The organism is Lysinibacillus sp. TE18511, assembly GCF_054062295.1.
In genome coordinates this window covers 65046-77549 of record NZ_JBSSFD010000003.1, presented here as the reverse complement: position 1 = coordinate 77549, position 12504 = coordinate 65046, and the positions used below count along the sequence as shown (strand labels likewise).

Sequence of the window (12504 nt, the reverse complement as noted above, 5' to 3'; positions counted from 1 at the left end):
ACATAGTGTCAAAGTCAAGCAATTATTGCGTTGCTTTTTTGATGATAGGAAAACTAATTTGCGTCACATACTCCTCTACATGACAGTCACATTCTGAACCCTTCAAGTAGGTTTCATAAGGCGGGCCATCCAAGCAGTAGCCGTTGTTTTCTGTCCACTCTTCAAGGGCCATATGTGCGTATCCGATATAGTCATAACTTCCGATATGCAAGGTAGTAGCAACCATCTTTTGTGGGAGTTTTTTTATTTGCCATTCCTTCGATATTTTTTCATCATTCCTATGAATAATCGGAATCATTATTTCAATATCGCAATGATCAGGGATAAACTCTTCATCAAAAAAAATGGCAGATGGAACACTAAGTAACTGAATATTATTTTCTTTCGACTTATCGTAAAAGGTATCAATGTACCTGTCCATGTCATCAATATTAATCTGTAATCTTTGACTTACGACACTGATCTCATTTCGCATTCCAAGCCATATATCATAAGATCTTCTTTCTGCTTGTATTAAATCTACTTCTTTTTCAATCAGTTCTTGCATTTCTTCAATGATCTGTCTATATCGACTCATCTCGTTTGATATTTCATTTATTTTCGCGTATATCATTTTGCTAAACAATGCGCTGTCTGACGACTGAAGAATTGTTCTAATTTCAGGAAGGGAAAATCTATATTCTTTCAGTTTGTTGATTAGTAATGCCGTTTCTAATTGGCTCTTTTCATAATATCTGTACCCGTTTGTCGTATCTACATGTACTGGTTTCAAAAGTTCTTCCTTGTCATAGTGTCGTAACATGCGAGTACTCATTTTGCAAAGCTGTGAAAATCTGCTGATCGTGTACATATGTCTCCCTCACTTATTGTGATGATATTCTTTAGGCAAAATCGGTAGTAGATCTTTTTGAAACTTATGATAGCGATACCCTCTCGCAAAAAGCAATGTATGCTTCAGGTAGTTCGAATCCTTCTTGGATTAGTGTTCCCCATTACTTCAATAGGATTGCAATATTTATCATCGGAACTTTCTTCAAAGCTACATAAAATAGGAAAAAGCCCTTTATTCATTAAGGGCTTTTTCCTGTTTACAAACGTATCAACTATCAATGTTTATTGAATAAGCAACATCTTCGAAACTCTCCAAGTTAAGAGATTTCTCATCGCCGTGTGTTTATACTACGGCTTTCGAGTCGATTTTCTGTTTCCGTATATTCTTATTCTTTTTCTTATACCACCACATATAGACACCTGTGAACATCAATATAGATGGCGTAAGACCACCGATTGCATACAAAATTTTAGTAAATAAACCACCAAAACTACCTGTATGTAATGGAAAGTGCCATGTTTGATACACAAGTCCACTATCAACATGTGGATCTAGCTTGCCCACTACTTTTCCGCTATACTTATCTAACCATACTTTTACATTTCCATTCCCTGGATCGAATGAATCGCTGAGACGAAATTCTACTGCGCCTTCGGGAGTTCCTTTTTCCGCCTCTCCGGGCATTCGAATTTGCATAACTGTTCCCTGAGGTACTTCTTTTTCAGCCATACTTATCAATTTATCAAGTGGAAGCTTACCACTAGGAAGGGCTGTTGAGATAAGCTGCTCTTCTGGAGGCATCACCTTTGCTTTTGCACCAAACCAACCAAAAATCACTTCATCATATACAAAAAGTGCTCCTGTTAACGAAACAACCAATAAAAACGGAATGGAAACTCCACCAATGACTTTATGTAAATCATATTGTCGTATAAAAGGGTTGGCATTTCGTCTTAAAGTAAACCCACGTGCCAATTTTTTTATCCCCGGCCACCATAAATATAATCCTGATAACGTAATGAAGAAGAAAATAAATCCAATCATACCGATGATTTGCTCACCATTGAAATCTTTTAATAGCAGCTTTTCGTGAAACTCCGCTATTAGACTAAATAATGCTTGATCCCCTAATGTTCCATTTATATTTCCTGTTCCTGGATCGACGAATATCTTTTTTTGTTCTTCGCCTTCTTTAAGACGGAATAGGTAAACTCCTCTAGCTTTAGGTTCACTTGGCGTGTATACACGGTCAATTTGACCATTTGGATATGCTTCTGATACAACTTCCAAGGCTTGCTGGTATGTAACTTTTTCTCCCTCTGTTACTTTATACAAATTAGGATGTAGCAAGTTGTTTAGTTCAGGTTCAAAGACTAGCAAACTTCCTGTTAAGCCAATCAGTACTATAAAAATTCCCGCTAGCATACTAAGCCATAAATGAATTTTTGAGATGATTCTACGTGTTTTAATAAAAATTGCCTTCTTTCCAAAAATAATATGAAATTATAACGTAGTTTACTATAAAGAGAATGATTATCATTGTCAATATAAAAATACTAAAATTATGTTAATATATTTATCGTCATTTACATTTAATAATTATAAATACCTAAATAAACAATTGACGAATCAGTAAAATAGTTTTATTTACCGTTTCATAAGGTTGGATATGCTTAGTCATGGAAATCGTTTTCTAAGTACATTTCTTTTTCTTCAAGTTATAGTTTATATAGATTGAGGGAGTTTGATCTTTTGTTAAGTGGTTATAAATGTGACACTGACCTTTCCAATTTTGATTAGCCATATCTATCTAATCGATTAAGTAAAGGTCAAATGCTTATGAAGGATTTTCATGTCAATAGCTACTGTTAGAAATGTGTGAGGATATAGTGAGGAATGCGAGAGAAGGTTATGTAGCGAGTGGATTAACACTAGGTATATCTTATAGCAAGCATGCCAAAGAAAGGCTTTAATGTTATGCCTTTTTCTTGGCTTAAGTTTAATGTGGCAATTAACTTCTTTATAAAAAAATTTGATTATTTTTGAAATCCTTGTTGCACTAAAGCCTCCGTTAGTTCAACAAGAAGTTCCTTTTAAACTCCAGTTTATAGCTTTTTTAACTAATTCGTTAACAAAAAATTCTTTACCTTCTTGATACTTATGAATATCATTTGGAAACTGTTTAGCTAATTTTATTTTTAAATTCCCGTAACTTCTTGCGTCCTCTGGGTTATTAATTAAGTATTCCTTGAAATATAAATGTATCCTAATATTTTCATTTCCCTCTTGATAGACATGTACGTGGTGGGTTCTTCTTTCCTTACCCTTTGGAAAATACCTTCTACCTGATATGCCATTTTCACCTCTAGGGTCATACCCTATTGAAGCCATTTTTTCGTTGTATAAATCAACTTTCTCAATATCATTTACAATAACCAAGATGTCTACAATCGGTTTAGCAAAACCAATGGTCGGTATAGATGTACTCCCTATATGATGAATTCCAAGCAATTCATCTTTAAAAGTATCTTTAAGTATAATTTCTTCTTTATAAAATTGTTTTACCCAATCCTCTGTCCAAGGAAGTATTTCAGTTTTTCTCATCGGCAGCCCTCATTAACTTAAAATTTGATTTTATTTTGGTGATTCCTTCTTTCACTAAACTGCGTCGTTAGCCATCCATGAAATGTAAAAATCAGCACTTCACCACAGAAAATGAAAGATGATTAAGTTCTTTCATGGGAGTTTTATAACATATTGTTGAGCTGACACAAACCGTGAATCGAAAAGTTATTTATCAGAAAAACAGGGTTAGAAATCCATTATTTATAATTAGTAAGCCAGTCAATTAATTGTTCAAAGTTACTTGAGAACATTACGTTGCCTTTAGTATTAGACTTTTCAAGATGAATTAGAATATCCCCTTCTTCTAATAAAAAAGCGACTGCAATAGAGTTCTCTAATATATTATTAGAGAATAATTTATCTTTCCACAATTTTTGTACAGAATAATGCTCTGGAGTATAACCTTTACGATTAACTAACAACTTAAACTTTTTGTCTTGTTTAATAAATGAATAGCACGTTTTTTCAAATGAATTAAACCATGTGTTTACATCAGCAAGAGTTATGTAACCTGTCAAATTAGTAATAATAATATCTTCAGAAATGGATGTACTTACATTTTTAACATTCAATAAAAAAACAACCCCTTTCCGTCATTATAAACCAAATAATGTAAGTTTGGTATGTATTTTAATATTGCATAGTTCGAAGACATTACGCTTGTTAAATTAACCTGCAGCGTTAGCACAAGAAGCGATTGCTCTATTGAACAATCGCACCCCGTTAGCCATTCATGAAGGCGCAATAAACAGCACTTCATCACAGAAAATGAAAGATGATTAAGTTCTTTCATGGGAGTTGAATATCACTATCTACTAATATTTGATAAAAGCTTAAAGTACATTGGGTATTCTAAAACAAAACCATCGTCTTTCACTAATATATCTGATTCAAAAGAACCGCTACTGTATTTGAATACATTTTTGGTTAAATCATCATTGATTAATGTATAAGTTTGTTTAGATTTCTTTACACTTAAATTGTTTGCATCTATATAGGCCATCTCAAAGTTTTTAGGTTCGTCTTTTGTCCAATTACACCTATTAATAGGAAGAGTATTTGTAAAAGGTGTACAGGTTAAATCAATATCAATTGCACCAGTCAAGTGATCTAACACTCTAGACTTGCCATCAATCCATTTGTTATTACTATCTCTACTTAATACGAGTTCATTTTCTAATTTATCATTTTTTAGCTTTAGCTGAAGAAAACTCCAAGTATTTGTTAAAGTAACTTCGTATTCAATCTTATTAGTTTCCAAAGTATCAATAATTGTACTTGTTACAATTATTTTATTAGAATATGTCTTAACCTTCAGATATTCAAACCCCTTATTCTCGATATTTTCCCATATATAAACTTGCACAAAATCCCTCCGATAATTGTTTATATTATATCATCACCTTATTTTACCATTCTGCTCCGTTAGTTTAAGTGAAAAGAATCACAAACTTCATCGCTTATTTTTTAAAAATTCAGTTTACACTGTAACATTTAATAAAGTAAGTCCTTTTACAACGAAATATCCCCTTAGACAAAAATCCAAAAGGAAAAAAATTTGCGACTTTGTTTTAAATATCGCCTACTTTTTATCAAACTTTAACTCTAGCTGAACAAAATAGAATATAGTAATATCAATGTATCAAGTTGTTCGTTATAAGTTGTTTAATTAAAGGAGTCGATACATAATGATTTTTGGTTATGCAAGGGTTAGTTCTTTTGATCAAAATTTAGATCGTCAGCTGAAGGAGCTTGAAGCTTTTGGATGTGAGAAAATATACACAGAAAAAAAGTCAGGAAAGGATTTTTCTCGTTCAGTTTATCGTGAAATGCGATCCAAAATGCGGTTCGGTGATGTGTTAGTAGTCCATGATTTAAGCCGTTTTGGCCGTAATTAACAAGAAATCCTTAATGAGTGGAAACAAATAATCGAAGATGAAATAGACATTGTTGTTTTAAATATGCCAATCCTTGATACACGGAAATATAAAGAATTAGAAGGAGTCGGACAGTTGGTGTCCGATTTAGTTTTGACACTTCTTTCATGGATGGTTGAGGAAGAACGTAATCGAATTAAAACGGCACAGCGAGAAGGTGTTGCTATTGCAAAAGAGCGTGGAGCTTTCAAAGGGAAGCCTAGAAAATATCATGCTGAAGCCAAAGCTAAAGATCGGCTTGTTTACAAGGAAGTTGTGCGCCTTTTAAAACAGAATGTGTCAGTCATGAATATTCACCGTGAAACAGGTCTTGCTAGAAACACAATTTATGCTATAAAAAGAGAAATAATGAAAGATGAATGTTCGGATTTAAAATGATTCAGGAATTTTGGCCAATTGTAGCTTTATAATAAAGTTTGATTAAAAACCACGATTTAAGCTTAATTTCATTACATATAAAAAGCTATCATTTTGAATATAGATTGATCAAAGTGATAGCTTTCTTTAGGCCCTTATTATACAGATAGGTAAGCCTTTGAAGTTATCGCCAGCTTTTCCCCCTGTTCACACCGTACGTGCGACTTTCACCGCATACGGCGTTCCAACTAATCCCATTCAATTAATCATCAACACTGCTGATATCAGAATACCTTCTATGTCTCAATTCTTCCGTTTCAATAAGTCGGTGCCTCCCTTGGGAGGTGAACCTCTTTTAGTCTCACGAGAACCTTATTAACCGATAAAGATTTGGCATGCATGATTAAGTGATTCTTCATTAGTCTAGTGGCTATCCCTCCACGTTCATTACACGCTTCAACGGTACTATACCACCACTTTCACTGATATAAAGAGAAGTTGTACACTCGCTAATTTCACGATTTTTTTTTTTTCCTTCTCAACGCTTCATCAAGAGTAAGCTCTCCACGTTATCAGCTTACCACGTTGAATATTATCTATTATCGAATAAACTTAGGTGCTTCCTATGGACCTGTTAGCGTTGCATATGCCTGTAACATAAGATGGACTTTCATATAGTTGATTCTTACTCATCCACAGCTAACCCTACATATAGTAGTTAATACATTTCTATATTATGTGCGTCTAGACCCGTACATTCGGAAGTTCGCCAGTAGTACACTAATCTTATGTGTCTTTCATACATTCTCACCATATCTATTCAACCCAAGCATTATGATTTACACCACCCCATCGGGTAGGCTTTCGTCAGCCGAACTGTTACGGTAAATTCTTACGCCTATTAACCGAGCTTATAACACGCTTTTCCTTACTAAATAGCGTGCTATTCGATGCAGGGGGAGCCTTTCTGAGCGTTACCTCATCATTCGACTCCTCGATAATATCCTTCAATTTAAATCATAGATTGCCTGACCTTTACCGAGATTGTGTTAACCACAACTCATTTGAGCCAGGAACGTGTCGCACGAACAATCGCCCCCGATAGTTTAAGTTCATTTATTCACAAACTATCTGCTTTTACATATATTAACTCTTTTTAGTTATTACAGGAATGCTGTCCCGTAGATTTCGATATTGCTCCAGTTACTAAAGTTTAAAGAATTACGCCTGATACATCTCCTTTCAATACTTCTTTTTCATTCTCATTTTTACATAAAAAGGATGCAACAAACACTGTTCTATTATTTTCTTGCCTTTCGTATTTCTCAATTTTAACTATACAAACTATTGTATCACCTGTAAAAACAGGTCTTAAAAACTCAAAACTCGTACTACGAGCCAGTACGTTATTATCTCCAGCTATTTTTGTTGGCAGAGTTGCCGTTAATAATCCTTGAATGACAAGTCTTCCTTGTTCATCTGGGGTTATGTGATGGATCCCTGCATCCCCTGAAATCTCAGTAAATAATTCAACATCCCTTACTGTAAAAGTTCGTTCAAACGTAATTATATCTCCTGCTTTTAATGACATTTTAAACTCCTCCCACTGTCTGGTTAATCACGATGTGAAGATTACATCAATACCAGACTTTTTAAGGTAATATATTCCACGAAAAGTCCAAAAACCCTTCTTCAACTAACCTTTCCCTTCATTTATGAAGAAAAAGGCTCTACCCATTATGAAGTAAAGCACTCCGTTAACCATCCATGAAGTGCTGCATCTGCAAAAATAGATTGAGAAGGACCTTTTGCAATAATCTCTTTCCAATCCCCACAAATAAATTCCGCTTGGTTATGTCTAATATGATCCGCAATAGCTTCAATTTTTTCTTTTGAATTATCCACCGTAATAAATTTTACTGTTGGAACAATGGAAGAAAGTATCCAAGAACTCCCTACACCAATACCAGTTCCAACCTCAAGAATTTCCCCTTGTGTTATTTGTCCAACGAGAACTGATAATAGTCTTCCAGCTTCATCTGAACAGGAATTTTTTACAAAACTACAAATTACAATAATTTGCTTAAATAAAAAATGGAGGAATTAAGCGAACTCAATTTCTCCATTTTTCTATTCGAAGTCAGCTATACACTAGTCTAATAAACCTACTTACAAATAATGCAGCTTTATTTTAATAATTCTTATATCATCTAAGAAAAAAATCACTTACTATTAAAAGGTCCATCCATCTTATCTTGTAGCTGGAATAAACCCAGCAGCTTCGGCTTCTTCTTCAGTACAGAACACTTCTTCTGCTACTGTATTGTCATAATCACGTTGTCCAGGCATATGGTAAATTTTATTACCTTTTGAATTAATATTACCTTTAATTACACAACTGTTTTTATTAGCCGTATTAGATTCGTCATTTTCTGTTTTAGAATTATCTTTTGTTGCAGCATAATATGCATCTTTATCATAACCACGATTTGTTACATAGTCTTCAACTGACCAAATACCAATAGCAGATTTTTGCGCAGTTTTTTGAATCGATTTAAACCAATCTACATGCTTCGTATTTGGATCATAAATATATGCCACGCGAGCTAATCCATTTTTCAATAGTTGCTCTTGAACGCTAATACCATCTTTAGTATAAACATATGCTAGTAACCTTTTATATTTATCACGATATGAAACGTCGAATTCTAAATAAACCGTATCTTGACCAGCTAGTAGCTGCTTTGTAAATTCTTTAGCTTCTGGCCCATAAGGTTGCTCTCCTAACGTTTCGTGATTAGTTTCAGGGGTATCTACAAGAAGAAAACGTACTTTTTCTGGGCTACCATTATATTTTATTCTTATTGTGTCGCCGTCAATTATATCTTGTAGTTCGTATTCTTCAAATTTACTCACATCGTGCTTTTCAGCAGTTTCCTTTGTTGAAGCTACAATTCCTTGTATATCTTCAGTTTCAATAATATCTGTGCTAGTTTCTTCCGTACATCCACTTATAAGCAATGTAGAAAAGAACAAAGCCAAATAGAATTTTTTCAAATCAGTATCCTACTTTCTTAAAGATAAAATATATTATTTATTTTCCTTATGTATCATTTTCTTGAATTTAAATTCTACGATGGCTCATCACCATAACGTGTGGTTGATTTCCGTTCCGACTGGGCGCTTTCCTGGGGGCGTCCGATGAGCCGCTTCACTCGCGTTGCTCGCTCCAGGGTCTCATTTGTGACGCTGATCCCCAAGGAGTCGCCCAGTCTCCACTCCAATCAACTTATATACAAGGCATACGTCTTAACAAATGTAACCCACAACTTTTGGTGATGAGCCTCTACGATTCCAAGTTAGACAATGGCTCCGTAATAAACCAATCTGATACCTTTAGTACTTCAAACATTTTAGTTTGCCACTTTCTGATCCTACCTTTTCATAAAATCAAAAATCCCCAGTTAAATGATAAACTGAAGACCTAAAAATTTATCTGAATATTAAATACAACACAACAGCAAAAATAATTGTTCCGCTAGTGATTAACGTCTTAATATCTTTGTCACTCATTTTCAGTACCTCTCTTCTTACTACTTTATTTAAATCTATTATCAATAAAGTCCACTAATATCACAATGAATTTGATTTGTTTTTTTCTGAAGAATTTTTCAATAGTGATTAGCGTATTACCCTAATCATAAAAAAAACTTCAGTTTCAAAAACCGAAGATCATAATAACTATATAATTAAGCTATATTTACACATCACAACTTGGTACATCATTATTCTACATTAGTTAAAATGTACACCTTCATACAAATATAATTAATCAAGATATGGCTAAAATAGTTCCCTTACAACTTTTCATCCTTATTACACTTTAAAGAAGCTTTCTAACAGTATTTTTAACTAATCAAAAGTCCTAAAGAGTTTCAAGATGTTTGTTTCTATTGTAAAATATCAGGCTACTACATTCAAGCTATGTAGGTGCAAACAACTCAATGATTTTTGGATACTTCAACTGGCTGACTATTTACTATCTCATAACGTGTTTGTATATTTGCTGCTTCCATATATTTTTGCTTTTCTATCATCGGATCTAATTTTAACGATTACGTATAAAGATTCCGTGTGTGAGTATACAAAACAATTGTCTAAGCATACTAAAAACAGAGCCACTAAAGTTAATGAGGAGGCTCTGTTTTATATAGTAAAGACTTTGTTAAATCTCATTATGTGATTTTGGTTTTGGTCCTAGCTCTTCTGGCTCAATATCAGCAAATGTCTCGCCCTCTTCTTCCAAGTCACGCATACGATGTGCAATACGTGATGCGGCAGAAGCTGCGATACTGCCAACTAAATCATCTAAAAACGTATTTACATGATGTCCAGGTTCTGTATCTAACTTTTTAATAATACCGATTTTTTGCTTGTCTAAGTGTCCGAAAGTTGTAACTGCTATGCTACCATATGTAAAAACAGATCCAAGTGCGATTGTTTCATCCACACCAAATAAACCCTCGTCAGATTCTATTATTTGCTGTAATGGTGCAGATAATAACTTTTTCTCTGCAAGTTCATCTAATTCAATACCTACTAATAAAGCATGTTGAACTTCACGCTTACGTAATACACGCTCGACAGAATGAACACAGTGTTCTAATGTTAAGCCTTCATTATAGGTTTTTTGCATTTCATAAACTATTTTAGCAATATCCTCTAGCGATACACCGCGACGAATGAGTGCAGCTTGGGCTGCCTTCGCTACTTCATCAGAATGTATGCGAGTACTTTTATTATGCATAACCAACCCTCATTTCGTTTTTTTTGCTAATAAAGTGCTAGCCTAACCTATTATACCTTTACTTTCGTATATGGTACAATTTTGTTACAAACACATGAAGGAGTGTCATCATTGGATAAGGGAACTGTACAGGATTTAAAGTTCTATAGTGAAGCGTTGCAGGAGGAATTACAGTTATATATTTATGTCCCTGCAAATTATTCCCCACTATATAAATATAATATTTTAATTGCATCAGATGGTAAGGATTATTTCCAACTTGGAGGAATCACAAAACTTGCTGATGAACTTATCGATGACTATGAAATCGAAAATTTAATTATCGCGTTCGTTCCATATAAAGATATAAAGGATCGACGTCACAAATATATCCCTAGTGGAGAGCAACATGAAGCTTATCTGCGTTTTTTAGCACATGAGCTTGTGCCATATTTAGATGCTGAATTTGCAACTTACCAAATGGGCATGAGCCGCGGAGTGATAGGTGACTCCATGGCTGCAACTGCTTCCTTAATGGCTGCTTTAAAATATCCAAGTATTTTTGGTAAAGCCATTTTACAGTCACCATATGTCGACGAAGATGTGCTTAAAGCTGTTGAAAATTTTAAAGATCCAGGAACAATTTCTATTTATCATATTGTCGGAAAAAAAGAAGACCAAGTGGTGACAATGGACAAAACAATAAAGGATTTTTTAACACCGAATCGTCAATTGCATAACCTTATGTTAAGCAAAGGATTTTCTACATTTTATGATGAGTTTGACGGCAATCATACATGGAAATATTGGAAACCTGATTTACGTCGCGCATTAATTGAAAATTTCAATTAATTTGGGCGATTCAAATTACGAAAAGAGAAATTTCTGTTATACTTTAATAGTAAATTTGTTTATTTTCGGGAGGTAATGGACTATGAAGTACGGTATTGTGGCATTTCCATCAAAAAAATTGCAAGATTTAGCTAACACTTATCGCAAACGTTATGATCCGCATTATGCGAAAATCACACCGCATATGACATTAAAAGACAGCTTTGAAGCAACAGATGAAGATATTAACTCTGTCGTAAAGCAATTAGATGAACTTGCTGCCAAATATGCACCCTTAAACATTCATGCATCACGCATAAGTTCGTTTTTCCCTACAACAAATGCAATCTATTTCCGCATTGATCCGACAGAACAATTAGAAGCATTTCAGTATGCACTAAAAGAAAAAATTCCGTTTGGGGAAACTAAACATGTTTTTGTCCCACATATTACAATTGCTCAAAAAATGACAGCCTCAGAGCACGATGACATCTTTGGGCAATTACGTATGACAGGCGTTGACGAAAAAGATACGATTGATCGCATCCATCTTTTATATCAATTAGAAGACGGCTCTTGGACAACTTTTGAAACATTCCGATTGACTGGGGCTGAGTAAAACTTGTATAAAGTTAAGATTGTTGAAACGACAAAAGAACATGATGATGCGATTACAGTCCGCAAAAAAGTTTTTGTAGAAGAGCAAGGTGTGCCGCTTCATCTAGAATGCGATGCTGAGGATGCATCCGCAACGCATTTCATTATGTATGAAGGTAATGAGCCAGTAGGTGCCGCACGTTTGCGTAGTATTGAAAACGATGCTGCAAAAATTGAACGTGTCTGTATTTTACAAGACCAGCGTGGCAAAAAACTAGGTGCTTTAATAATGAAGGAAATGGAGAAGCATGCCATTTCAATTCATAAGAAAAAACTAAAACTCCATGCACAAAGCTATGCTATTCCTTTTTATGAAAAGCTTGGCTATTCGGTAACATCTCCTGAGTTTATGGACGCAGGTATCCCACATCGTGCTATGGAAAAGAACATTTAACAAATGGGTGTTACGAAAATGCTGATGCATATCGTAACACCCTTTTTGTAAAAGTTGAATGATAAATGAACATCCATTTAACCAA

General features: G+C 34.3%; 15 protein-coding genes. 5 read left to right on the top strand and 10 right to left on the bottom strand.

The genetic code is table 11. The features are described 5' to 3' along the window. Positions 1 to 22: 22 nt before the first annotated feature. The 5 genes from ACVWXS_RS03160 to ACVWXS_RS03140 form a co-directional block, all read right to left on the bottom strand. Positions 23 to 850, bottom strand: coding sequence for a MerR family transcriptional regulator (locus ACVWXS_RS03160; protein ID WP_456955979.1), 828 nt, complete (start codon positions 848 to 850; stop codon positions 23 to 25). Positions 851 to 1174: 324 nt separating this feature from the next. Beyond that, positions 1175 to 2275 (bottom strand): PepSY-associated TM helix domain-containing protein, encoded by a 1101-nt coding sequence (locus tag ACVWXS_RS03155; RefSeq protein WP_456956154.1) that lies wholly within the window; start codon positions 2273 to 2275, stop codon positions 1175 to 1177. Positions 2276 to 2908: 633 nt separating this feature from the next. Further along, on the bottom strand, positions 2909 to 3436 hold the full coding sequence (locus tag ACVWXS_RS03150; RefSeq protein ID WP_354470969.1) for a GrpB family protein: 528 nt from the start codon (positions 3434 to 3436) through the stop codon (positions 2909 to 2911). A gap of 218 nt (positions 3437 to 3654) precedes the next feature. Then, complete coding sequence (locus tag ACVWXS_RS03145) at positions 3655 to 4029, bottom strand: STAS/SEC14 domain-containing protein (RefSeq protein ID WP_456955977.1); 375 nt, start codon at positions 4027 to 4029, stop codon at positions 3655 to 3657. A gap of 236 nt (positions 4030 to 4265) precedes the next feature. Next, entirely contained in the window at positions 4266 to 4823 is a 558-nt protein-coding gene (locus ACVWXS_RS03140) for a putative glycolipid-binding domain-containing protein (protein ID WP_456955975.1), read from the bottom strand. Between the two features lie 322 nt (positions 4824 to 5145). Between ACVWXS_RS03140 and ACVWXS_RS03135 the strand changes: the two genes are divergently transcribed. Next, positions 5146 to 5355: a recombinase family protein gene (locus ACVWXS_RS03135; protein WP_456955973.1), complete on the top strand. Its 210-nt coding sequence runs from the start codon at positions 5146 to 5148 to the stop codon at positions 5353 to 5355. 63 nt (positions 5356 to 5418) lie between these two features. Next, positions 5419 to 5772, top strand: coding sequence for a helix-turn-helix domain-containing protein (locus tag ACVWXS_RS03130; RefSeq protein ID WP_456955971.1), 354 nt, complete (start codon positions 5419 to 5421; stop codon positions 5770 to 5772). Positions 5773 to 6964: 1192 nt separating this feature from the next. Here ACVWXS_RS03130 and ACVWXS_RS03125 read toward each other — a convergent pair. From ACVWXS_RS03125 to ACVWXS_RS03105, 5 genes are all read right to left on the bottom strand, one after another. Then, the gene (locus ACVWXS_RS03125) at positions 6965 to 7342 is read right to left on the bottom strand and encodes an enoyl-CoA hydratase (protein ID WP_456955969.1); all 378 of its coding nucleotides are present in this window, start codon (positions 7340 to 7342) and stop codon (positions 6965 to 6967) included. 146 nt (positions 7343 to 7488) lie between these two features. Next, complete coding sequence (locus ACVWXS_RS03120) at positions 7489 to 7656, bottom strand: hypothetical protein (RefSeq protein ID WP_456955967.1); 168 nt, start codon at positions 7654 to 7656, stop codon at positions 7489 to 7491. A gap of 345 nt (positions 7657 to 8001) precedes the next feature. After that, positions 8002 to 8808 (bottom strand): thermonuclease family protein, encoded by an 807-nt coding sequence (locus ACVWXS_RS03115; RefSeq protein WP_456955965.1) that lies wholly within the window; start codon positions 8806 to 8808, stop codon positions 8002 to 8004. 74 nt (positions 8809 to 8882) lie between these two features. Continuing rightward, complete coding sequence (locus tag ACVWXS_RS03110) at positions 8883 to 9035, bottom strand: hypothetical protein (RefSeq protein WP_456955963.1); 153 nt, start codon at positions 9033 to 9035, stop codon at positions 8883 to 8885. A 941-nt stretch (positions 9036 to 9976) separates the two neighbouring features. Further along, positions 9977 to 10558, bottom strand: coding sequence for a phosphatidylglycerophosphatase A family protein (locus ACVWXS_RS03105; RefSeq protein ID WP_068983429.1), 582 nt, complete (start codon positions 10556 to 10558; stop codon positions 9977 to 9979). A gap of 111 nt (positions 10559 to 10669) precedes the next feature. On the opposite strand from ACVWXS_RS03105, the gene ACVWXS_RS03100 reads away from it, so the two are divergent. The 3 genes from ACVWXS_RS03100 (at position 10670) to ACVWXS_RS03090 (ending at position 12419) form a co-directional block, all read left to right on the top strand. Further along, positions 10670 to 11389 (top strand): alpha/beta hydrolase, encoded by a 720-nt coding sequence (locus ACVWXS_RS03100; protein ID WP_427497386.1) that lies wholly within the window; start codon positions 10670 to 10672, stop codon positions 11387 to 11389. An 82-nt stretch (positions 11390 to 11471) separates the two neighbouring features. Beyond that, on the top strand, positions 11472 to 11987 hold the full coding sequence (locus tag ACVWXS_RS03095; RefSeq protein ID WP_456955960.1) for a YjcG family protein: 516 nt from the start codon (positions 11472 to 11474) through the stop codon (positions 11985 to 11987). Between the two features lie 3 nt (positions 11988 to 11990). Further along, entirely contained in the window at positions 11991 to 12419 is a 429-nt protein-coding gene (locus ACVWXS_RS03090; protein WP_456955958.1) for a GNAT family N-acetyltransferase, read from the top strand. The last annotated feature ends 85 nt before the right edge of the window (positions 12420 to 12504 follow it).

Excerpts from the sequence above, each read along its gene's own strand:
- ACVWXS_RS03105 (WP_068983429.1), bottom strand. The coding sequence starts at position 10,558 with ATGCATAATAAAAGTACTCGCATACATTCTGATGAAGTAGCGAAGGCA.
- ACVWXS_RS03095 (WP_456955960.1), top strand. The coding sequence starts at position 11,472 with ATGAAGTACGGTATTGTGGCATTTCCATCAAAAAAATTGCAAGATTTA.
- ACVWXS_RS03125 (WP_456955969.1), bottom strand. The coding sequence starts at position 7,342 with ATGTCATTAAAAGCAGGAGATATAATTACGTTTGAACGAACTTTTACA.
- ACVWXS_RS03160 (WP_456955979.1), bottom strand. The coding sequence starts at position 850 with ATGTACACGATCAGCAGATTTTCACAGCTTTGCAAAATGAGTACTCGC.
- ACVWXS_RS03135 (WP_456955973.1), top strand. The coding sequence starts at position 5,146 with ATGATTTTTGGTTATGCAAGGGTTAGTTCTTTTGATCAAAATTTAGAT.
- ACVWXS_RS03150 (WP_354470969.1), bottom strand. The coding sequence starts at position 3,436 with ATGAGAAAAACTGAAATACTTCCTTGGACAGAGGATTGGGTAAAACAA.
- ACVWXS_RS03130 (WP_456955971.1), top strand. The coding sequence starts at position 5,419 with ATGCCAATCCTTGATACACGGAAATATAAAGAATTAGAAGGAGTCGGA.